The organism is Nonomuraea glycinis, assembly GCF_014646515.1.
GTDB lineage: Bacteria > Actinomycetota > Actinomycetes > Streptosporangiales > Streptosporangiaceae > Nonomuraea > Nonomuraea glycinis.
Genome location: NZ_BMNK01000020.1, coordinates 28,249 through 48,552 on the forward strand (window position 1 = coordinate 28,249; position 20,304 = coordinate 48,552).

At 71.4% G+C, this 20,304-nt stretch carries 20 protein-coding genes; 9 read left to right on the top strand and 11 right to left on the bottom strand.

Features of this window, described 5'->3' with window-relative positions; translation table 11 throughout:
• Positions 1-11: 11 nt before the first annotated feature.
• The 6 genes from IEY87_RS38585 to IEY87_RS38610 all read right to left on the bottom strand — a co-directional run bounded on the left by IEY87_RS38585 (position 12) and on the right by IEY87_RS38610 (position 5,439).
• Positions 12-881, bottom strand: coding sequence for a sugar phosphate isomerase/epimerase family protein (locus IEY87_RS38585; protein WP_189143814.1), 870 nt, complete (start codon positions 879-881; stop codon positions 12-14).
• Positions 882-915: 34 nt separating this feature from the next.
• Positions 916-2,079: a dihydrodipicolinate synthase family protein gene (locus IEY87_RS38590; RefSeq protein ID WP_189143815.1), complete on the bottom strand. Its 1,164-nt coding sequence runs from the start codon at positions 2,077-2,079 to the stop codon at positions 916-918.
• A complete protein-coding gene (locus IEY87_RS38595) occupies positions 2,076-3,221 on the bottom strand; it encodes a Gfo/Idh/MocA family protein (RefSeq protein WP_189143816.1) in 1,146 nt (381 codons plus the stop codon). Before IEY87_RS38595 ends, IEY87_RS38590 begins: the two co-directional genes overlap by 4 nt.
• Before the next feature lie 80 nt (positions 3,222-3,301).
• Positions 3,302-4,516 (bottom strand): ribonuclease D, encoded by a 1,215-nt coding sequence (locus IEY87_RS38600; RefSeq protein WP_189143817.1) that lies wholly within the window; start codon positions 4,514-4,516, stop codon positions 3,302-3,304.
• Positions 4,517-4,560: 44 nt separating this feature from the next.
• Positions 4,561-5,157 carry a DUF3000 domain-containing protein gene (locus tag IEY87_RS38605; RefSeq protein ID WP_189143818.1) on the bottom strand — a complete coding sequence of 199 codons (597 nt, stop codon included), beginning with the start codon at positions 5,155-5,157 and terminating at the stop codon, positions 4,561-4,563.
• Between the two features lie 60 nt (positions 5,158-5,217).
• Positions 5,218-5,439, bottom strand: a complete 222-nt coding sequence (locus IEY87_RS38610; RefSeq protein WP_189143819.1) for a hypothetical protein — start codon at positions 5,437-5,439, stop codon at positions 5,218-5,220.
• Between the two features lie 351 nt (positions 5,440-5,790).
• On the opposite strand from IEY87_RS38610, the gene hemE reads away from it, so the two are divergent.
• Complete coding sequence (hemE, locus tag IEY87_RS38615) at positions 5,791-6,789, top strand: uroporphyrinogen decarboxylase (protein WP_263653196.1); 999 nt, start codon at positions 5,791-5,793, stop codon at positions 6,787-6,789.
• A 112-nt stretch (positions 6,790-6,901) separates the two neighbouring features.
• On the opposite strand, the gene IEY87_RS38620 is transcribed toward hemE, so the two are convergent.
• The gene (locus IEY87_RS38620; protein ID WP_189143821.1) at positions 6,902-7,843 is read right to left on the bottom strand and encodes a DUF4349 domain-containing protein; all 942 of its coding nucleotides are present in this window, start codon (positions 7,841-7,843) and stop codon (positions 6,902-6,904) included.
• Between the two features lie 105 nt (positions 7,844-7,948).
• Between IEY87_RS38620 and hemG the strand changes: the two genes are divergently transcribed.
• From hemG to IEY87_RS38635, 3 genes are all read left to right on the top strand, one after another.
• Entirely contained in the window at positions 7,949-9,352 is a 1,404-nt protein-coding gene (gene hemG, locus IEY87_RS38625; RefSeq protein WP_189143822.1) for a protoporphyrinogen oxidase, read from the top strand.
• A gap of 4 nt (positions 9,353-9,356) precedes the next feature.
• A complete protein-coding gene (hemQ, locus tag IEY87_RS38630; RefSeq protein ID WP_189143823.1) occupies positions 9,357-10,058 on the top strand; it encodes a hydrogen peroxide-dependent heme synthase in 702 nt (233 codons plus the stop codon).
• Between the two features lie 461 nt (positions 10,059-10,519).
• On the top strand, positions 10,520-11,326 hold the full coding sequence (locus tag IEY87_RS38635) for a hypothetical protein (RefSeq protein WP_189143824.1): 807 nt from the start codon (positions 10,520-10,522) through the stop codon (positions 11,324-11,326).
• 162 nt (positions 11,327-11,488) lie between these two features.
• On the opposite strand, the gene msrB is transcribed toward IEY87_RS38635, so the two are convergent.
• A complete protein-coding gene (gene msrB, locus IEY87_RS38640) occupies positions 11,489-11,890 on the bottom strand; it encodes a peptide-methionine (R)-S-oxide reductase MsrB (RefSeq protein ID WP_189143825.1) in 402 nt (133 codons plus the stop codon).
• A 393-nt stretch (positions 11,891-12,283) separates the two neighbouring features.
• Here msrB and ligD point away from each other — a divergent pair, with 393 nt between their 5' ends.
• From ligD to IEY87_RS38655, 3 genes are all read left to right on the top strand, one after another.
• Positions 12,284-13,288, top strand: a complete 1,005-nt coding sequence (ligD, locus tag IEY87_RS38645) for a non-homologous end-joining DNA ligase (RefSeq protein WP_189143826.1) — start codon at positions 12,284-12,286, stop codon at positions 13,286-13,288.
• A 426-nt stretch (positions 13,289-13,714) separates the two neighbouring features.
• Positions 13,715-14,077: an RNHCP domain-containing protein gene (locus tag IEY87_RS38650; RefSeq protein WP_189143827.1), complete on the top strand. Its 363-nt coding sequence runs from the start codon at positions 13,715-13,717 to the stop codon at positions 14,075-14,077.
• Positions 14,077-14,487 carry an RNHCP domain-containing protein gene (locus tag IEY87_RS38655; protein WP_189143828.1) on the top strand — a complete coding sequence of 137 codons (411 nt, stop codon included), beginning with the start codon at positions 14,077-14,079 and terminating at the stop codon, positions 14,485-14,487. The genes IEY87_RS38650 and IEY87_RS38655 overlap by 1 nt, the downstream gene beginning before the upstream one ends.
• Before the next feature lie 119 nt (positions 14,488-14,606).
• On the opposite strand, the gene IEY87_RS38660 is transcribed toward IEY87_RS38655, so the two are convergent.
• Genes IEY87_RS38660 through IEY87_RS38670 form a run of 3 tightly spaced genes read right to left on the bottom strand, consistent with a single transcriptional unit; the run spans position 14,607 to position 17,910 of the window.
• Positions 14,607-15,485 (bottom strand): tetratricopeptide repeat protein, encoded by an 879-nt coding sequence (locus IEY87_RS38660; protein WP_189143829.1) that lies wholly within the window; start codon positions 15,483-15,485, stop codon positions 14,607-14,609.
• Between the two features lie 18 nt (positions 15,486-15,503).
• Positions 15,504-16,943: an aldehyde dehydrogenase family protein gene (locus tag IEY87_RS38665; RefSeq protein ID WP_225278091.1), complete on the bottom strand. Its 1,440-nt coding sequence runs from the start codon at positions 16,941-16,943 to the stop codon at positions 15,504-15,506.
• 37 nt (positions 16,944-16,980) lie between these two features.
• The gene (locus IEY87_RS38670; protein WP_189143831.1) at positions 16,981-17,910 is read right to left on the bottom strand and encodes a hypothetical protein; all 930 of its coding nucleotides are present in this window, start codon (positions 17,908-17,910) and stop codon (positions 16,981-16,983) included.
• A 249-nt stretch (positions 17,911-18,159) separates the two neighbouring features.
• Between IEY87_RS38670 and pgeF the strand changes: the two genes are divergently transcribed.
• Together pgeF and IEY87_RS38680 are read left to right on the top strand one after the other, a co-directional pair.
• Positions 18,160-18,864, top strand: a complete 705-nt coding sequence (gene pgeF / locus IEY87_RS38675; protein WP_189143832.1) for a peptidoglycan editing factor PgeF — start codon at positions 18,160-18,162, stop codon at positions 18,862-18,864.
• Positions 18,865-19,050: 186 nt separating this feature from the next.
• Positions 19,051-20,271: a beta-ketoacyl-[acyl-carrier-protein] synthase family protein gene (locus tag IEY87_RS38680; protein WP_189143833.1), complete on the top strand. Its 1,221-nt coding sequence runs from the start codon at positions 19,051-19,053 to the stop codon at positions 20,269-20,271.
• Positions 20,272-20,304 lie beyond the last annotated feature (33 nt).

Genomic DNA, 20,304 nt, shown 5'->3' on the forward strand with positions numbered 1-20,304 from the left:
GGAGGGGCCGTTCACGGGGTGGCCGTCACCACGGTCGCGTAGCGGTCCTTCATCGTCGCCACCACCTCGTCGGGGTCGGCCGCCCAGATGTCGGCGTTGAAGATCTCCACCTCCACGTCGCCGGTGTAGCCGGCCTCGGCCACCGCCCTGGTGATCGGCGGGAAGCCGATCACCCCGTCGCCCATCATGCCCCGCCCGAGCAGCACGTCCGCCGGCAGCGGATGCAGGTAGTCGCACACCTGGTAGGAGGCGATCCGGTCGCCCGCCCTGGCGATCTGCTCCAGCAGGGCCGGGTCCCACCACACGTGGAAGGTGTCCACCACCACGCCCACCTGCGCACGCGGGTGGGCCAGAGCCAGGTCCAGCGCCTGGCCCAGGGTGGACAGCACCGCCCGGTCAGGGCAGTAGATCGGGTGCAGCGGCTCCAGGGCCAGCTTCACGCCCCGCTCCCCGGCGTACGGCGCGAGCACGCCCAGCGCGTCGGCCACCTGCCGCCGGGCGCCCGCCACGTCGCGGGAGAAAGCGCCGGGCAGCGGCTCACCCGGCTTGACCCCCGGCAGGCCGCCCACGACCATCACCAGGCAGGCGGCTCCCAGCTCGGCGGCCTCGTCCACGGCCCGCTTGTTGTCGTCGAGCGCGGCGGCGAACGCACGCCGCCCCTCCTCACCGGGCAGCCCGCCCGCCGTGAGGAAGCCGCCCCGGCACAGGGACGACACCCGCAGCCCGGCGTCCCGCACCAGCTTGGCGCTGCGCGCGAGCCCGTGCTCGGCCACCTCCTCCCGCCACAGGCCGATCGCCTCCAGACCGTGCCGGAGGCACCCGGCCACGGCCTCGGGCACCGACCACCGCTGGGTCGTCCGCTGGTTCAGCGAGAGGCTCACAGCAGCTCCTCCGTAGATCCGATGGTTTCCTCGCTCACCGGCCGTGCACCGCCAGCAGCGCCTTCATCCGGTGTACGGCCAGCTCCTGGTCCGCCAGCAGCCCCGCCTGGTCGGCCAGCCGGAACACCTCGGCCAGATGGGTCAGCGAGCGCGCCGACTGGGCGCCGTTGACCATGGCGAACGCGTCCTGGTGGCCGTTCAGCCAGGCCAGGAAGACGATCCCGGTCTTGTAGTTGTACGTCGGTGTCTCGAAGATCTTCCGGGACAGCGGCACGGTCGGGGCCAGGATCTCGTCATAGGCGGCGAGCAGGCGGTCACGATCCGCCTCGTCGCCGGCGGCCTCGGCCGAGTCCAGCGCCCGCAGGGCCGCCGCGGCGGCGGGGGCGATGGCGTCGAAGATGCCCAGCAGCGCGTGCGAGCCCGACCTGATCAGCGACGGGTAGTTGAAGTCGTCGCCGGTGTAGAGCCGGACGCCCGCCGGCAGCGCGGCACGCAGCCCGACCTCGTGCTCCTCGTCCAGCAGCGACACCTTCACCCCGTCCACCAGCGGGGCGTGCGCGTGGATCAGCTCCAGGAACGCCTCGGTGGCGGCCGGCACCGCACGCGAGCCCCAGTAGCCGGCGAGCTGCGGATCGAACATCTCGCCGAGCCAGTGCAGGATCACCGGCCGGTCGGCGAGCCCGAACAGCTTGCCGTACACCTGGTGATAGTCCTTCGGCCCGCGCGCCACCCTGGCGAGCTGGCGTGAGGCCATGATGATGATCCCGGCGCCGGTCGACTGGACGGTCTCCAGCTGCTCGGCGTACGCGGCCGTGATGGCGTCCAGGTCGGCGGCCTCCGGCGCGTGGTCGGTGCCGGCGCCGCAGGCGACCAGCTCGGCCGGGTCGCCGAACGCGCGGGCCTCGGCGGCGCTGCGCCTGATGAGCTCGCGGGTGGCCGCCCAGTCCAGGCCCATGTTGCGCTGGGCGGTGTCCATGGCGTCGGCCACGCGCAGTCCGTACGACCACAGGTGGCGGCGGAAGCGCAGGGTGGCGTCCCAGTCGACGGCGGCGGGGGAGCCGGGCGTGTTGTCGCCGAGCGGGTCGGCCACCACGTGCGCGGCGGCGTACACCACCCGGCTGGTGGCGGGACCCTCGACGGATGGCCAGGTCACCGGCTCGCGCAGGGTGTAGGCGCCACCGGGCAGGTCGATGTTCACAGGCCGGGCACCTCGATCCTGCGGCCCTCGGCCGAGGAGCGCAGGCCCAGCTCGGCGAGCTGCACGCCGCGCGCGCCGGCGGCGAAGTCGTACGGGAAGGGGGCGTCCTCCAGGACGTGCCTGATGAACAGCTCCCACTGGATCTTGAACCCGTTGTCGAACTCGGCGTTGTCGGGCACCTCCTGCCAGCCGTCACGGAAACGCGCGGTGGCGGGCAGGTCGGGGTTCCAGACCGGCTTGGGGGTGGTGGCGCGCGACTGGACGCGGCAGTCGCGCAGACCCGCGACGGCGCTGCCGTGCGTGCCGTCCACCTGGAACTCCACCAGCTCGTCGCGGTTCACCCGGACCGTCCAGGACGAGTTGATCTGGGCGATGACCCCGCCCGCCAGCTCGAAGACGCCGTACGCGGCGTCGTCCGCGGTCGCCCGGTAGGTCCGGCCCTGCTCGTCCACCCGCTCGGGCAGGTGCGTGGTCGCCCTGGCGTAGACGGACTCGACCCGGCCGAACAGGTTCTCCAGCACGTAGTGCCAGTGCGGGAACATGTCGAGCACGATGCCGCCGCCGTCCTCGGCCCGGTAGTTCCACGACGGGCGCTGCGCCTCCTGCCAGTCGCCCTCGAACACCCAGTAGCCGAACTCGCCGCGCACCGACAAAATCCGGCCGAAGAAGCCGCCGTCGATGAGCCGCTTGAGCTTCAGCAGGCCAGGCAGGAACAGCTTGTCCTGTACGACCCCGTTCTTCACGCCCTTGGCGGTCGCGGCCTCGGACAGGGCGATCGCCTCCCGCACCGACTCGGCGGTGGGCTTCTCGGCGTAGATGTGCTTGCCGGCCTCGATGGCCTTGAGCACGGCCTTCACCCTGGCCGAGGTCACCTGGGCGTCGAAGTAGATCAGGTTGTCCTCGTCGGCCAGGGCGGCGTCCAGGTCGGTGGTGTGGTCGGCGATGCCGTGCCCGTCGGCGAGAGCGGCCAGCTTGTCGGCGTTGCGGCCGACCAGGACCGGCCTGAGCTTGACCCGGCTGCCGTCGGAAAGCGTCACCCCGCCCTGCTCGTTGATCGCCAGAACCGAGCGGACCAGGTGCTGGCGATAGCCCATCCGTCCGGTGACGCCGTTCATCACGACGCCGATGGTGCGCACGCTCATGGGTGTCCTTTCAGGGAAAGCGCTTTCCCGAACGGTACGGCTGAGCCGCCGGAGGCGTCAAGTGGGCCGCCCCGCCGTCTCTAGCCTTCGGTCCTGGCCAGCGCCTCGGTGAGCGGGCGGGCGGTCAGGGAGAGCTGCCATTCGCGGGCGCCGAGCTTGCGCAGCCTGGCGGTCACGCTCTCCTCGGTGATCTCCTCCGGCGGCTCCCAGGTGAGCCTGCGCACCGCGTCGGGCTGCAGCAGGTTCTCCGTGGGCATGTGGTGCTCCTCGGCCAGCGCGACCACCACGGCACGGGCCGAGGCCAGCCGCTTGGCGGCGGCGGGATCGCGGTCGGCCCAGCGGTTGGCCGGCGGCGGGCCGTCGCCCGTCGTGCTCGGCTGCGGCAACTGGGCGTCGGACAGGGTGCGGCCCCTGTTGACCGCGGCCAGCCAGTCGTTGATGTGCCGGCGCGCGCTGCGCCCGGTGAAGGCCGAGATCTCGGTGAGCGCCTTCCTCGTGCGCGGACCCTGCAGGGCGGCGGCGACGATCGCGGCGTCCGGCAGCACCCTGCCGGGGGCCAGGTCGTTCTCGCGGGCGATCGTGTCGCGCATCGTCCACAGCTCACGCACGATCGCCAGCGCCCGGACGCTGCGTACCTTGTGAATGCCCGACGTGCGCCGCCACGGGTCGGACCGGGGCGCCGGCGGCGCGCTGTTGAGCACGGCGCCGAACTCCTCGTGCGCCCACGCCAGCTTGCCGCTCTCCGTCAGCTCCGCGTGCAGCACGTCGCGCAGCTCGACCAGCACCTCTACATCCAGCGCGGCGTAGCGCAGCCACGCCTCCGGCAGCGGCCTGGTGGACCAGTCGGCGGCCGAGTGCCCCTTCTCCAGCCGCAGGCCGAGCACGGTCTCGACCATGGTGCCCAGCCCCACCCGCTCGTAGCCGAGCAGCCGGCCCGCGAGCTCGGTGTCGAACATGGCGCGCGGCCTGAACCCGATCTCCATCAGGCACGGCAGGTCCTGCGAGGCGGCGTGCAGCACGATCTCCGCCTCGGCCACGGCCGCGTCCAGCGCCGACAGGTCGGGGCAGGCGATGGGGTCGATCAACGCGGTGCCGGCTCCGGCGCGGCGCAGCTGGACCAGATAGGCGCGGTTGCCGTAGCGGTAGCCGGAGGCGCGCTCGGCGTCGACGGCCACCGGTCCGGTGCCCGCGGCATAGGCCTCGACGACACGCGCCAAGGAGTCAGCGTCGGCGACGACGGGTGGAATGCCCTCGCGTGGTTCGAGCAGCGGGACCACGGTGCGTTCTTCAGTCATGAGTGGCCGCCCTCATGACACCGTTGCTGTGTTGACTTGTGGCCTCACGTCGTTCGGTCACTCTCCGGATCTTCGCGTCGGCGGGGCATGGCGGCCACGTCGGGCGGCAGCGGCGGGATCCCGGCCGCCACGCACATGAGGTCGCACCAGGCGGCGACATGGCCGGACAGGTCCTCCTCGGCGGGGGACCAGGAGGCGCGCAGCTCAAGCTCGGTGGTGACCGGATCTTCGGCCTTGTTGCCGAAACCCTCGGAAACCGCTCTAGTCACGGTACCGCCAGCGGCGGAGTAGTCGGCGTGGTGCGTCTCGAGCGCCTCGGTCAGCCAGCTCCACGCCACCGGCCCGAGCAGCGGGTCGGAGGTGATCTCCGGCTCCATGTCGGCCCGGACATAGGCCACCAGCCTGAAGGGCCCCTCCCAGCCGCGCTGACCGTCGGGGTCGTAGAGCAGGATGAGCCGGCCGACCGCGAGCTCGTCGTCGTCGCGGTAGACCGACGCGCCGATGGCCGCCGAGTGGGGGGCGAGCCGCTGCGGAGCGGGCAGGTCCTCGAACTCGATCTCCGGGCGGATCTCAGCGATGCGCAGGCTCTCGACCGCGCGCCTGAACGCGGCCGGGGCCGGCGGCTGGTCACCGAGGGTCATAGTCGAAGAGTAGGTCGAAGTTGGACGGAAAGGGACCACGGGGGTGCTCATTCTCGGCGATCAAACCGCTGCCGTCACCAGCAGGCGGACCGGCCGCGCGCACTCGGCCAGACCGAGGAAGATCGTGTGCCCGCACTCGACGCAGGCCCACTCGGGGCACTCGCCCGGCTCATGGCCGTCGAGGCACGCCGGCTGCTCGAACAGCCGCTCACCCGCGCAGGAAGCACAGCGCTCACTCCTGTGCTCATCACGGTGCTCCGGAGAACTCCACAACGCGGTCATCGCACCAGTCATCGATCCGGGGCCTTTCTTCGGGTCGTGGGATCGACGTTGGCACGAGCCGCTGACATTTCCGTGCAACGCGCTCGGCGTGTCCCCAAAGTGGATGCTGAATCGATGCCGCGCGGTGGCTTGGCGAACTTTTTGCGTACTCGAAACCGGCTTTCTGGTCGCCCGTGGGGTGTGGTCGACCCGTACGGGGCCCCGATGCCGAGCCGGCCGGTGAACATCCATCCTGCTATCTGATCATGAATTTGTCGTTCCCAGGCGGAATTTCCGACACCGCGCTCTCGTGTCGGGACCGGCACCCGGTCATGGCACCCTTGAGAGGTGAACCTCGATGACTCCGCCTTCCTGCGCGCCTGCCGTCGCCGGCCCGTTCCGCACACCCCCGTGTGGTACATGCGCCAGGCCGGGCGCTCGCTGCCCGAATACCTGAAGGTCCGCGAGGGTGTGCCGATGCTCACCGCGTGCAGCACGCCCGACCTCATCGTCGAGATCACCCTGCAGCCGGTCCGCCGTTACGGCGTCGACGCGGCCATCTTCTTCAGCGACATCGTCGTGCCGCTCAAGGCCATCGGCGTCGACCTCGACATCAAGCCGGGGGTCGGCCCCGTCGTGGCGGACCCGATCCGCGACGCCCAGGGCCTCGACGTGCTGCGCCCGCTGGAGCCCGCCGACGTGTCCTACGTCACCGAGGCCATCCAGGCGCTGACCGGCGAGCTCGGGGGCACGCCGCTGATCGGCTTCGCGGGCGCGCCGTTCACCCTCGGCTCCTACCTCATCGAGGGCGGCCCGTCCAAGAACCACGACCGCACCAAGGCCATGATGTACGGCGAGCCCCGGCTGTGGCATGCCCTCATGGAGCGGCTCGGCGACATCGTGCTGGAGCACCTGCGCATCCAGATCAGGGCGGGCGCCTCGGCGATCCAGCTGTTCGACTCCTGGGTGGGGGCGGTGCCGGAGGACGACTACCGCGAGTTCGTGCTGCCGCACACCCGCCGCATCTTCGACGGCCTGGCCGACCTGGACGTGCCGCGCATCCACTTCGGCGTCGGCACCGGCGAGCTGCTCGGCGTGCTCGGCGAGGCCGGGGCCGACGTCGTGGGCGTGGACTGGCGGGTGCCGCTGGACGAGGCCGCCCGCCGGGTGGGCCCCGGCAAGGCGCTGCAGGGCAACCTGGACCCGGCCATCCTGGCGGCCCCCTGGGAGGTCGTGGAGCGCAAGGCCCGCGAGGTGCTGCGCCGGGGCGAGGCCGCCGAGGGGCACGTGTTCAACCTCGGCCACGGCGTGCTGCCCTCGACGGACCCCGACCAGCTCAAGCGCCTGACCGACCTGGTCCACGAAGCCTGAGCCGGCGGCGCGGCCCGTGCCCGATGTGAGGCCTGGGCCGTACACGGTCCTTCACGAGGGCCGGCCGGGTGTGGCCGTAGGTGATTCTTCGCGGTTGGTCTGTGCGGGTCGGTCACGACGCCTGGGTCTCGGCGGCGGGTACGGCGGGCTGCGGGCGGGGACGGCGGCGGCGCAGCAGGACGATCACGAGCACCGTCACCGGGGCCACCACGATCAGCCACGGCAGGACCGTGCCGAGCACCGTGAGCAGGACCTTCAGGAAGGCCACCAGCGAGTCCCAGCCCGACTTGAGGCCGCCGAGGAACCCGGCGGGCTCCTGCGAGGAGTCCGGCACCACGGCGGTCGGGCCGACCAGCCGCAGCGTGAGCGTGGCCATGCCGACCTGGCCGGCGAGCTCCTTCTGCTGCGCCTGCAGCGACTCCAGGTCGGCCTCACGGCCGGCGATCTCCCGCTCCACCTGCAGCACCTGGCCGATGGTGTCGGCCTTCTTCAGCAGCACGCGCAGCGAGTCCAGGGCCTGCTGCGCGGACTTCAGCCGGCTGTCGACGTCCGCGACCTGCAGCGTGACGTCCTGGGTGCCCTGTTCGAGCCGGAGCTGCTTGCCCAGGTCCTTGCCCAGCGAGCCCAGCACCTCGGGGTAGCGCGCCGGCGGGATCTTGAACTCCAGGAGGGCGGAGGCCCTGGTCCGCTCGGCCGAGGTGCTCTCCTCCTTGGCCAGGTGGCCGCCCGCGGCGACGACGACCTGCTTGGCCTGCAGGGCGGCGGCCGGGACGTCCTTGGCGCGCACGGTCATGCTCGCGGTGTAGATGACCTTCCGTTCCTGCTGGACCACCTGCACGTTCGAGGCGAGGTTCTCGTTCGCCTGGCGCTGCGGCTTGGGCATGGCCTGGTCGGCCGCCTCGGGCTCGCTCCCGGCCGCCGACTCCCTCGCGGGGGCGAGCGCCTGCGCCGGCGCGCTGTCCGAGGCCGTACTCCCCGCGCCTCCCGAACAGCCGGCCAGGAACAGGGCCGCGCACGCGGCGGTCAACGCCACGCCGATCTGGTGTCTCCTCATGACCGTTAACACGGACGCGGGTACGCGCCGGTTTGCAGGCGGGCGTCACGGTACGGTCACGCCCGGATCGGCGACCGGACCCTTGACGCGGTAGCGTCAGGGAGCGTGGAAGGCAACCGGGCACACGTGGTCGTCATCGGAGGCGGGATCTCCGGCCTCGCCGCCGCGTGGCACCTCAGACAGGGCGCGGGCGAGCGGATCAAGGTGACGGTGCTCGAAGGCGCCGCGCGCATCGGCGGCAAGCTGTACGCCTCCGAAGTGGCCGGCATCGGCGTCGACGCGGGCGCGGAGGCGATGCTGGCCAGGCGCCCGGAGGGCAAGGAGCTCGCCAGGGCGGTCGGGCTCGGCGACGACCTGATGACCCCGGGCACCACCCGCTCTTCCGTCTACACCAGAGGCACGCTGCGCGCGCTGCCCAAAGGGCAGTTCATGGGCGTGCCGGGCGACCTGATCGCCCTGGCGAAGTCCGGCATCCTGTCACCCGGCGGGCTGGCACGGGTGCCGCTCGACCAGATCCTGCCGGCCACGCTGGTGCGCACCGACGTCTCCGTCGCCGCCTACATCCGCGCCAGGATGGGCGGCGAGGTGGTCGAGAGGCTGGTGGAGCCGCTGCTCGGCGGCGTCTACGCGGGCCGCGCCGAGCGGCTGTCGCTGGAGGCGACGATGCCGAGGGTGGCCGCCGCCGCCCGCGCCGAGCGCTCCCTGCTCACCGCCGCCCGGCAGATCGTCGGCGACGCGCCCAAGGGCGCGGGCCCCGTCTTCACCACGCTCAGGAACGGCATCGGCAGCCTGCCCGAGGCGGTCGCCAAGGCCTCGGGAGCCGACGTCAGGACCGGCGTCACCGCCCGCGAGCTGCACAGGACCGAGACCGGCTGGCGGATCGTCACCGGGCCCGTGCCCCGGCCCGAGACGATCGAGGCCGACGCGGTGATCGTCGCCGTGCCGGGACCGGCGGCGGCCAGGCTGCTCAAGGCGGAAGCCCCCAAGGCGGCGATCGAGCTGGCCAGGATCGAGTACGCCAGCATGGCCGTCGTCACCCTCGCCTACCCGCGGGGCGCCTTCCCCGAGCCGCCCACCGGCAGCGGCTACCTCGTCCCCGCCGTCGACGGCCGGGCCGTCAAGGCCGTCACGTTCAGCTCGGTCAAGTGGCCGCACCTGAGCCGGGACCTGCTGATCCTGCGCTGCTCGATCGGCCGGATCGGCGAGGAGCACCTGCTGCAGCGCGACGACGCCGAGCTGGTGTCGGTCGCGATGGCGGAGATGGGCGAGGTGATGGGCGTGCGGGCACTGCCCCTCGACTCCCGCGTCACCCGCTGGGGAGGCGGGCTGCCGCAGTACAACGTGGGCCACCTCGACCTGGTGGCCAAGGTGCACGCCGCGGTGGCCGGGCAGCCCGCGCTGGCGGTGTGCGGCGCCGCCTACGACGGGATCGGCATCCCCGCCTGCGTCGCCACCGCGCGCACGGCCGCCTCCCGGATTCTGGACCACCTCGCACAGGCAGGAGAATGAGAGCATGACAGAGGGCGCTGCGCGGCCGAAGGCCCGCGATCTCAACCAGGTGATCCGCTACACCATGTGGTCGGTGTTCAAGGCCACCGATCCGGTCCCCGGCAACCGCGACACGGTCTCCGCGGAGGTCGAGGAGCTTTTGGAGCAGGCGGCGGGCAAGGACGTGGTCACCCGGGGCCTCTACGACGTGGCCGGGTTCAAGGCCGACGCCGACTACATGTTCTGGTGGCACGCGCCCACCGCGGAGGGCCTCCAGGACGTCTACTCCCGGCTGCGCCGCACCGAGCTGGGCCGGCACAGCGTGCCCGTCTGGTCGGCGATGGCGCTGCACCGGCCCGCCGAGTTCAACAAGTCCCACATCCCGGCCTTCCTGGCCGAGGAGGAGCCCCGGGCCTACGTGAGCGTCTACCCCTTCGTACGCTCCCTGGAGTGGTATCTCCTCGACGACGCCGAGCGCCGCGCGATGCTGGCCGAGCACGGCAAGATGGCCCGCGACTACCCTGACGTGCGCGCCAACACCGTCGCCTGCTTCGCGCTCAACGACTATGAGTGGATGCTCGCGTTCGAGGCCGATGAGCTGCACCGGATCGTCGACCTGATGCGCACCCTGCGCGCCGCCGAGGCGCGGCGGCACACGCGGCTGGAGATCCCCTTCTACACCGGCGTCCGCAAGCCCGTCCGGGAGCTCATCGCCGACCTGCCCTGACGGCTCCCGGCCGCGCGTTCCGTCAAGGCCGTCGGACGGAACGAGACCCAAGTTGTGGATCCCTCGGACTTGATCTTCCCTGTTTGTCACAATCAGGGAAATTCTGTGCTCGGTACGGGGCGGGCACGGGATCCACGCTTGGCACGGTCCAAGGGGGCACCCCCATGCGGGAACGCGCGGGACGACGGCCGTACGAACAACAGAGCGCCCGGCCGGTCGGCGGACAGCGGGAGGGCGGCGCGCCGGAGGCGGCGGGGCGGCGCGACGCGGACGCTGGCGCGGGGCTGCCGTCCGATGAGGGTGGGACCGGGCAGGGCGATGAGGTCGTGGCCCCGGCTCGCCCGGCATCACAGTGCGACGATGACGTGGTTGCGGCCCGTCTGACGGTGCGGCCCGATGGGGGTGGGCGGCGTAGGGCCGGGAGGCATGCCGCTGGGCGACGGGGGGTGCGGCGGCGGCGAGTGAGGTCACGCGGGGTGTGGCTGGCGGGGGCGTCGGCGGGGGTGATCGCGCTCGCGGCCGGGGTCGTGGGTGTGGCCGGGGTGAGCGGCACGCTCGGGGGTCTGCTCGCGGTTTCCACCACTACCACCGACGGTGGGGATGGCCGGGCTCCGGGTGGAGGTGGCTCGGGCGGTGGGGCGGTTTCGTCCAGGGAGGTCACGCGGGCGGCGCCGAGGTCCGGGACGGTGGCGAGCGGCAGTCCCGGGAGCGCGTCGAAGAAGGCCGGGGACGGGCAGAGCGCGACGGGGCGAGCGGCGGCTTCGGGCGCCCCGGCCTCGGATTCCGGGGCGGGCGCCAAGACGGCTGATTCCGGCGCGGTGGGTGATTCCGGGCTCGACGGTGACCAGGCGCCGGCCGCTGTTCCGGGGGACGTGAGCGGGCGGGACGGTCCCGGGCGGGTGGACGCGGATCCGGGTGACGTCTCCGGGTACAAGGCCGACGGCCCTTCCCGGCACACCGACCAGGAGGCTGTGGAGTACTTCCGCGACCAGTGGGGCGCCGCCGACGAGGCGACCGGCCGCATCAAAGACATTCGCACCATAGGCCGATATTTGCGCATTTATACTGATTTATCGGAAACGGCGGGGAACTCATCCCACGCTCTCACCCTGTGCGAGCGCGGCCTGGCGTACCTCAAGGCGAACGGGGTCAAGGACCCGGTGGTGTTCGTCCAAGCCAGGTTCGGGGAGAACGGCAACCCGGTGCTGGCCAACATCCTCGGCCCCTCCGACAGCACCTGCCGGGTCACCCATCCCGCCCCGAACTGACTCGCTACCGCACCCGCACCCGGGTCTTCAGGCACACCTCACACCGCTGGGTGACGACACGGCCGATCGTCTCGATCGTCACCCAGCGATGACGAAGATGGACACGCATCACAATCGGCCATTATCCCTACGCGGCGCGCGATACGCACGGTCGCCGGGTGATCACTGCGAGGGGTCGAGCCTCAGTGACACCGAGTTGATGCAGTAGCGATCATCCGTCGGCGTCGCATACCCCTCCCCGTGGAACACATGCCCCAGATGGGAGTCACACCGGGCGCACCTCACCTCGGTACGCGCCATCCCGAGGCTGCGGTCCTCGATCAACGTCACCGCGTCCGACTCCGATGGCTGGAAGAAGCTCGGCCACCCGCAGTGCGACTCGAACTTCGTGTCGGACCGGAACAGTTCGGCCCCGCAGGCGCGGCACGTGTAGACGCCCTCCGTCTTGGTGTCCACGTACTCGCCCGTGAAGGGCTTTTCGGTGCCCGCCTGCCTGAGCACGTGAAACTCCTCGGGCGACAACTGCACTCGCCACTCGTCCTCGCTCTTGACCACCTTGTCCATGCCTCCAGCGTACGAGATGCGGCAAAAAGAGATCTCCACAGGGGGAAGCATCCTTTCTGGGATGAAATTGCGTCTTTGTAGGCAAGGGGGTGTCATCGCCTCCTGCAAGGGGTGAGATCACTCGCGTGATCGCCTGAGCGGTACAGCCCACGCCCGTGCTGGAGCCGCCGGTGATCAACAGGCCGGCCGGGTGGCGCGCCAGCGCCCGGAACGGTGTGCGAATGGTCTCGAGAAGCCCGTCCCGTCGAGCCCTCGGTCCCGCCACTGAGGAGGCTCCGGGACGGGCCCCCGTTCTTGTCGTAGCCCTGCCCTACGCTTCGTGAAGTCATGGGAGTCACCACGACGGCGCCCGCTGACCGTTGAGCTCTTCGCGCTGGAAGGTAGGTTCGTGCCATGGCTTCGCCGTACATCGAGCTTGAGGTGGGGGAGCGGACCGTCAAGGTCACCAACCCTGACAAGGTCTACTTTCCGCAGATCGGCGCCACGAAGCGCGAGCTGGTCGAATATTACGTGAGCGTGGGCGAGGGCGCGCTGCGGGCGCTGAAGGACCGGCCGACCAATCTCAAGCGGCACCCCGACGGAGTGCAGAGCGAGGCGATCTACCAGAAGCGGATGCCGGCCAAGCGCCCCGACTGGCTGGAGACCGTCACCGTGACCTTCCCCAGCGGCCGCAAGGCCGACTCGCTGAGGGTGACCGAGGTGGCCGCCATCGCCTACTGCGCCAATCTGGGGACCATCGACTTCCATCCGTGGCAGGTGCGCGCGGCCGACGTGGAGCATCCGGACGAGTTGCGGCTCGACCTCGATCCGCAGCCGGGGCTGGAGTTCGAGGCGACGCGCAGGGCGGCGTTCCTGGCGCGGGAGGTGCTGGCGGAGTTCGGCATGACCGGGTTCGTGAAGACCTCCGGCAACCGGGGCGTGCACATCGCGGTGCGCATCGAGCCACGCTGGGACTTCGTCGAGGTGCGGCATGCGGGGATCGCGCTGGCCAGGGCGGTGGAGGAGCGCGATCCCGCCCTGGTGACCACGGCCTGGTGGAAGGAGGAGCGCGGCGAGCGCGTCTTCATCGACTTCAACCAGAACGCTCGCGACCGGACCATCGCCAGCGCCTACTCCGTCAGGGCGCAGCCCCACGGGCCCGTCTCCACGCCGCTCACCTGGGACGAGCTGGCCGACGCCGACCCGCGTGACTTCGACATCCGCACCGTGCCGCCCCGCTTCGCCGAGCTGGGCGACGTGCACGCCGCCATCGACGACCACCCGTGCTCGATCGAGGCACTGCTCGAGCGCTACGACAAGGACGAGCGCGGAGACATGCCCTATCCGCCCAACTATCCGAAAATGCCCGGCGAGCCCAAGCGGGTCCAGCCGAGCAAGGCGCGCGACGACACGGAGTGAGTGTGCCGCATGAGCCGGTCGCGCGCCGGCTGAGCGCATGAGCCGGTCTCGCGCCGGCTGAGCGGCAGACGCTGCCGGTCGCGCGCCGTGCGTCACCGCCGAGCAGGTCGTGCGCGCGCCGGCAGCCGATAAATCGATGGCGATCTGGGGGACGGGGCGAATACGCTCACCGGAGTTCGTCGGATACGTCTCAGGGCTTTCGCGCCCTGGAAGGTGGGGAGTCAATGCCTCGGCCCGCGCCAAGCGCGCCTCGTCGTACCGTGGTCCGATTCTGTCGCTGACACGCCACCTCTGACCGGCCGTACGGCCGTCGTGCCCAAGCACGCGCCGTACCGCATCCACCCGCGCGCGAGCGTGGGTCGGCGAGGCCCGCACGGCGCTTCCTTGCTGCTTTTCCCATCACCATTCCGGCAAGGAGTACCCAGGGTGTCCACCCACAAGACCCGTTCCGCACTGACCAACACCTTTCCATGCGTACGCTGCGGCCTGACCGTGGCGGCCGTCGCCGCCGACGGTTCGCGTCGCAACCACTGTCCGAGCTGTCTGCACTCCCTGCACGTTCTCGACCGCGTCGAGGGCGGGCCGTCGGAGTGCGGGGCGCGGATGGTGCCGATCTCGATCGCGGTACTGCGGACCGGCGACTGGATGATCATCCATCGCTGCACCCGCTGCGCGGAGCTGACGTCCAACCCGATCTGCGCGGACGACAACCAGCTCATCCTCATGCGGATGGCCGTACGCCCGCTCGCTCAGCCGCCGTTCCCGCTCGAAACGTTCGGCGATCTGTGATGGGCGGCCACGGACGAGGGAAATCCGGCGGCCGTAGGCCGCAGCGGCGCAAGGACGTCAGGCACGGTGAGCCTGGCGACGCGTTCCGCTGCGTCGGCTGCCGGTTGGACGTGCCGGTGTTCGCGCCGGGCACGGCCCACCGCAACCACTGCCCGCACTGCCTGACCAGCCTGCACGTCGATCACCGGGTGCCCGGCGACCGGCGGGCGAGCTGCCGGGGCCGGATGGCGGCGCTGAGCGTCTCCGTCCGGCAGGACGGCGAGTGGCTGATCATCCACCACTGCCAGTCCTGCGACGGGCTCAGCGCCAACCGCATCGCGGGCGACGACAACGCGCTCGCCCTGCTCCGCATCGCGATCAGACCGCTGTCGGACAGCGCATTGCCGACTAAGGTCCTGCTCGCTCTCTGAGCGCCCGTGCCCGGCGACTCGGCGCCGGGCACGGATCCCGCCGAAGCCCGTGCCGGCGAACTCGGTCCCGGCAGAGGTTCGGCAAGCCCGTGCCGGCGGTTCGCCGCCGGCACGGGTGCTCACTCGTCGCCGAACTCCAGGTTCAGTGCGCGGCTGAAGTCGGACACCGCCTCCTCGTGCCGGTCCAGCTCCTGGAAGATCTCGCCCCGCACCCGGTAGGCCCAGACGTAGTCCGCGTCCAGCTCGATGGCCCGGTTCAGGTCCTTCAGCGCCGCCTCGTTGTCGCCCATCTCACTCAGCACCGCGCCCCGGCTGCCCAGCGCGCGATCGTTGTCCGGGTCCAGCTCGACCGCCCGGTTGAGGTCCTGCAGCGCGTCCTCGTAGCGGTCGATCATGCGGTACGCCTCGCCCCGCCTGCTGTACGCCCGCACATACTCCGGATCGGCCTCCAGCGCGCTGGAGTAGTCGGCGATGGCCTCGGTGTACAGGCCCATGCGCTGGTAGAGGTCGCCGCGGGCCAGCCAGGAGTAGGACAGGTCCTCGTTCAGGGCGATGATCCCGGCGTGCAGGTCCAGCGCCTCGTCCAGCCGGTCCAGGTCCACCAGGGCGTCGGCCTTGGCCTCCAGGATCCACAGCGACTCCGGCGACAGGGTCAGCGCGTGCTCGAAGTCGGCCATCGCCTCCTCCAGGCGGCCGAGCGCGGCGTAGGCCTGGCCGCGTGAGCCGAGGGCGTAGGAGCTGTCCGGCTCCAGTTTGAGCGACTCGCCGAAGTCGGCGATCGCGGCGTCGTACCTGTCGATGATCCGATGACTCTCCCCGCGCAGCCGCCAAGCTCTGGCGTTGTCCGGTACGAGAGCGATCGACTCGGTCAAGTCCGCGATCGCCGCGTCATGGCGGCTCAGCGCGATGTACGATTCGGCACGGCTGCGCAGCACGGAGGCACGGGACTGGGCCGCTGCCTCGGGTAGGTCTCGCTGATCGGTGATCCCCTCGCTCATGACGGGAAATCTATCTGACTAAATGCTGATAATGGCTGCCTTTTCCCGCGTGTATTCGAGGACGGCGTCGTGGCCGTACCCACTGTCCTTGACCCCGCCGAACGGCAGGCCGGGAGGCATCTGGCGGAAGGTGTTCACCCACACCGTGCCGCTCTCCAGATCCCGTACGAACCGGTGCGCACGCCCCAGATCGCGCGTCCACACCCCGGCGGCCAGACCGTAGGAGGAGTCGTTGGCGATCGCCAGCGCCTCCTCGTCCTCCTCGAACGGGATCGCCACCGCCACCGGCCCGAAGATCTCCTCCTGGCAGACGCGCAGCGAGTTGTCCGTCGCGGTGTAGAGCGTGGGGGAGACCCAGTAACCGCCGGGCAGGCCCGGCACCACCTCGGCGCCCGTCCTGCCGCCGAAGACCAGCTCGGCGCCCTCCTTCTCGGCGATGTCCAGGTAGGACGTGACGCGCTCGAACTGCTCGGCCGAGACGATCGGGCCCATCGTGGTCGCCAGGTCCAAGGGGTCGGCCAGCACCAGGTCCCCGGCGATCCGCTCGATCCGGGCCAGCAGGTCGTCCCAGACGGAGCGGTGGATCAGGATCCGCGAACCGGCCACGCATACCTGGCCCGCGTTCCCGGTGTAGACGGAGTTGACGGTGACGCCTTGGGCGGCGGCATCCAGATCGGCATCCGAAAACACGATATTTGGCGATTTGCCGCCTAGTTCGAACGTGAGAGGTTTGAGGGCGTCCGCCGAGGCCCGGGTGATCGCCTGCCCGGTCGCCGTCGAGCCGGTGAAGCTGACCTTGCCGACGCCGCGATGCCGTACGAGCGCGTCGCCCACCTCCTCGCCCAGCCCGCTGACGATGTTCAGCACCCCGGGCGGGAGCACCTCGGCCAGCAGCTCGCCCAGCCGCAGCACCGACGCGCTCGCCTGCTCCGCGGGCTTGACGATCACCGTGTTGCCCGCCGCCAGCGCGTAGGCGGCCTTGGCGGAGAACGTCGAGATGGGCGAGTTCCACGGAATGACACAGACGGCCACCCCGTACGGCTCCCGCCGCGTCAGGCCGAGCTGGTTCGGCCCCAGGATCACCGTGTCGCCCTTGACCGCCTCCAGGCACTGGCCCGCCGCCAGCTCCCAGAGGAAGGTCATGCCGGGCAGGTCCTTGTGCAGGGTGTCGCGCAGGATCCGGCCGTTGTCCCTGGTCTCCAGCCTGGCGAGCTCCTCGGCGTGCGCCGCGAACACCTGAGCCACCTTGCGCAGGAAGCGCGCCCGGCCCAGCGCGGGCATCGCCGCCCAGCCGGGGAACGCCCGCCGCGCGGCCTCGACGGCGGCCTCGGCGTCGGGCCGCCCGCTCGCCGGCACCCGCGTCCACACCTCGCCGGTCGCCGGGTTCACCGAGTCCATCGTCGCGCCGCCGGTCGCGGGGACCAGTTCGCCGCCGATCAGGTTCCGATAGTCTGCCACGTGCCCAAGCATATGCTTGCTTGATTAGCTCGGCCAGTCACACCACGGGCACGCCCAGATCGGTGGGACGGCCGGACGGCGGCTCGGTCAGGCCGGGGTCGAGCTGCTCCATCAGCCGCCGCACCAGCGCCGCCCGGCGTACCCGCTCCCGTCCCAGCTCCTTCGGGATCACGCCCAAATGCCCGCCCGACGGGTAGATGTTCGGCGCGTTGCGCAGCCCCATCTTCAGGTAGACCGGCGCCGCCGCCCGGACGATCTCCACCGCCTCGTAGAACCGTACGAACCCGCCTTGATCATCCGGAACCTCCAGATAGAGGTCGATCGGCAGGCTCGTCGCGGCCCGCACCTCCGCGAGCTGCGGCACCGTCAGGTCGGTGCCGACGTTGAGCGTGCTCGCGCCGAGCCGCTCGAAGACGGCCGCGGTGGGACCGTTGGTGAGCGGCACCAGCACCGAGGTCTTCAGCACCAGGCCCGCCGGCAACGTGCCGTCGGCCTTGAGTCGCCGCAGCACCTCCAACGCGCCCAGATCCCCCACGAGCAGGCTGCGGATGCCCAGCTCACAGGCCCGCAGCGCGTCCGCCACGCACGCCGCCACCATGGCGTTCCCGCGCGCCGCCGCGCCGACGGCCTGCGTCACCTTCGCCTGACCGCCGGTGTCCCACGCGGCACGCGGCCCCAGGAACAGATTGACCTCGATGCCCCGCTCGGCCCCCAGCTCCGCCATCGCGGAGATCTCCTCGTCCGACAGCATCATCACCCCGCTGCCCTGCGACGTACGGTGCACCGGCACGCCGAGCCGATCCGCCTCCTCGACCACCGCCGCCAGCACCTCCGGCCCCTCCACACTGGGAATCTCGAAGCGGTACGCCGCTCCGTCGGCGAAGCGCGCCCCGGAGACGGGCGGCGCCTGCAGCACCGGGTGACCGAGCCGCGCCATGAGCGCGTGCAGATCGGCAAGGCTGGTCATCGCGATTCTCCTCGCTGTGCATCCCATCGTGTACGCCCACCGCCCGCGGCTCGCCGCCGGCCACCACCAGCTTCCTCCATCGACCACCCGAGCAAGACCCCCCGCCCCGTATGACCGAGGATCACCTGGTCACAGGGCCGGACACCCTTTCGACCGGCTTTGGGGGCGGGGGCGATCCGGCGCGGTGAGTTCAGCGGCGGGGTGGACGCGGGGCGAGGGCAGGGTGGCGGGCGGTCATAAGATCGAGGGATGGAGCTGGTTCCGGGAGTCCACGTCGCCGTCACCGATCGTCATGGAGGCGTCAGCGAGCCGCCCTACGGCACGCGCAACCTCGGCGGGCTCACCGGCGACGACCCCGCCGCCGTACGGGCGAACCGGGCGGGCGTGGCGGCGGAGCTCGGCGTGCGGGCCATCGTGTTCATGCGCCAGGTGCACGGCGCCGAGGTGGCCTATGTGAGCGAGCCTTTCGGAGAGGACGCGCCCCCGGTCGACGGCGTCTACACCACCGAGCCCGGCCTGGCGCTGGCCTCCCTCGGCGCGGACTGCCCAGCGGTGCTGGTGGCCGACCCGGTCGCCCGCATGGTCGGCGCCGCCCACTCAGGCCGCCCAGGCACAGAGGCCGGGGTCGCGGCGGCACTGGTCGCCGCGATGGCCGACAAGGGGGCGGACCCGCACCGGATGGCCGCGCTGATCGGCCCCGGAGCCTGCGGCCGCTGCTACGAGGTCCCCGCCGAGCTACGCGCCCACGTGGCCGCCAAGATCCCGGAAACCTCCTCCACGACCTCCTGGAACACTCCGGCCCTGGACCTGCGCGCCGGCATCGAGGCCCAACTCCGGGCGGCGGGCGTACCAGACGTCCGGCACGACGCCCGCTGCACACTGGAATCCGACGAGCTCTACTCCCACCGCCGCCAGTCCCCAGGCCGCTTCGCCGGCCTCATCTGGCTCACCTGACCCAGGCTGAACGGTGGCGGGCGTTGTCACTGTTTCGCCCATATCTGATCAAGTTATGACATCCGCGACAAATCTTTCGGCAGTTTTTCGTTGATCAGATCCCCTGTCCATGCCGTCCAGCCCTGGGAGCGTGGAGTTGCGCCTTACTGGCGTGGGGTCTGGATGCAGTGACGAAGGGGGACGTCGATGGCGGGCGGGACGAAGGCGGGGGCCACGGTCACGGGTCTGGGGGCCACCACGCCACTGGGCGGCGACGTGGCCGCCACCTGGGCGGGCATGCTCGCGGGGCGCTCCGGGGTCGCGATGCTCGAACAGGACTGGGCCGAGGACCTGCCCGTCCGGATCGCCGGCCAGATGCTGGTGGACCCGGCGGAGGTGCTGGGCAGGGTAGGGGCCAGGCGGCTGGACCGCTTCCAGCAGGCCGCACTCGTCGCCGCCCGGGAGGCGTGGGCCGACGCCGGAGCCCCTGAGGTGGAGCCCGAACGCCTGGCGGTGGTCATCGGTACGGGCGTCGGCGGCATGCGGACCACGCTCGACCAGGATGATCTTATTGAGGCGTCAGGCCCGCGCCGGGTCTCGCCGTACACCATCCCCATGCTGATGCCGAACGGCGCCGCAGGCGTGATCAGCATCGAGTTCGGGGCTCGTGGCGGTGCCCACACGCCGGTGAGCGCCTGTGCCTCCGGGGCCGAGGCGATCGCCATGGGCCTGGACCTGATCCGCCTTGGCCGCGCCGACGTGGTGATCGCCGGTGGCGCCGAGGCGTGCGTACATCCGCTGGCCCTTGCCGGGTTCGCCCAGATCAAGGCGCTGTCCACACGTAATGACGCGCCGCAGGAGGCGTCCAGGCCGTTCGACGCCGGGCGGGACGGGTTCGTGCTGGGGGAGGGGGCCGGGGTGGTGGTGCTGGAGCGCGCCGGGTTCGCCGCGGCTCGTGGCGCTCGGGCCCACGCCACGCTGGCCGGCGCGGGCACCACCTCCGACGCCCGCCACATCACGGCCGCCGACGTGGATGGGCAGGTCCGCGCGATGCGCCTGGCCCTGGCGGCGGCCGACCTGGGCCCGCTCGACATCGGTCATGTGAACGCGCACGCCACCTCCACCCCGACCGGCGATGTGACGGAGAGCGCTTCGATCGCCGAGGCGCTGGGCACGCATCCCGCCGTCACCGCGACCAAGTCGATGACCGGCCACCTGTGCGGTGCCGCGGGAGCGGTCGGCGCGATCGCCGCCATCCTCGCGCTCCGCGACGGCCACATCCCCGCCACCCGCAACCTGGACCGCCTCGACCCCCAGATCAAACTCGACATCGTCACCGGAGCCCCGCGCCAGGGCAGGTGGACAGCGGCGATGACCAACGCCTTCGGCTTCGGCGGCCACAACACATCCCTGACCTTCACCACCTGAGCCGCCCGGCCGCCACCCGCCCAATCAGCCACC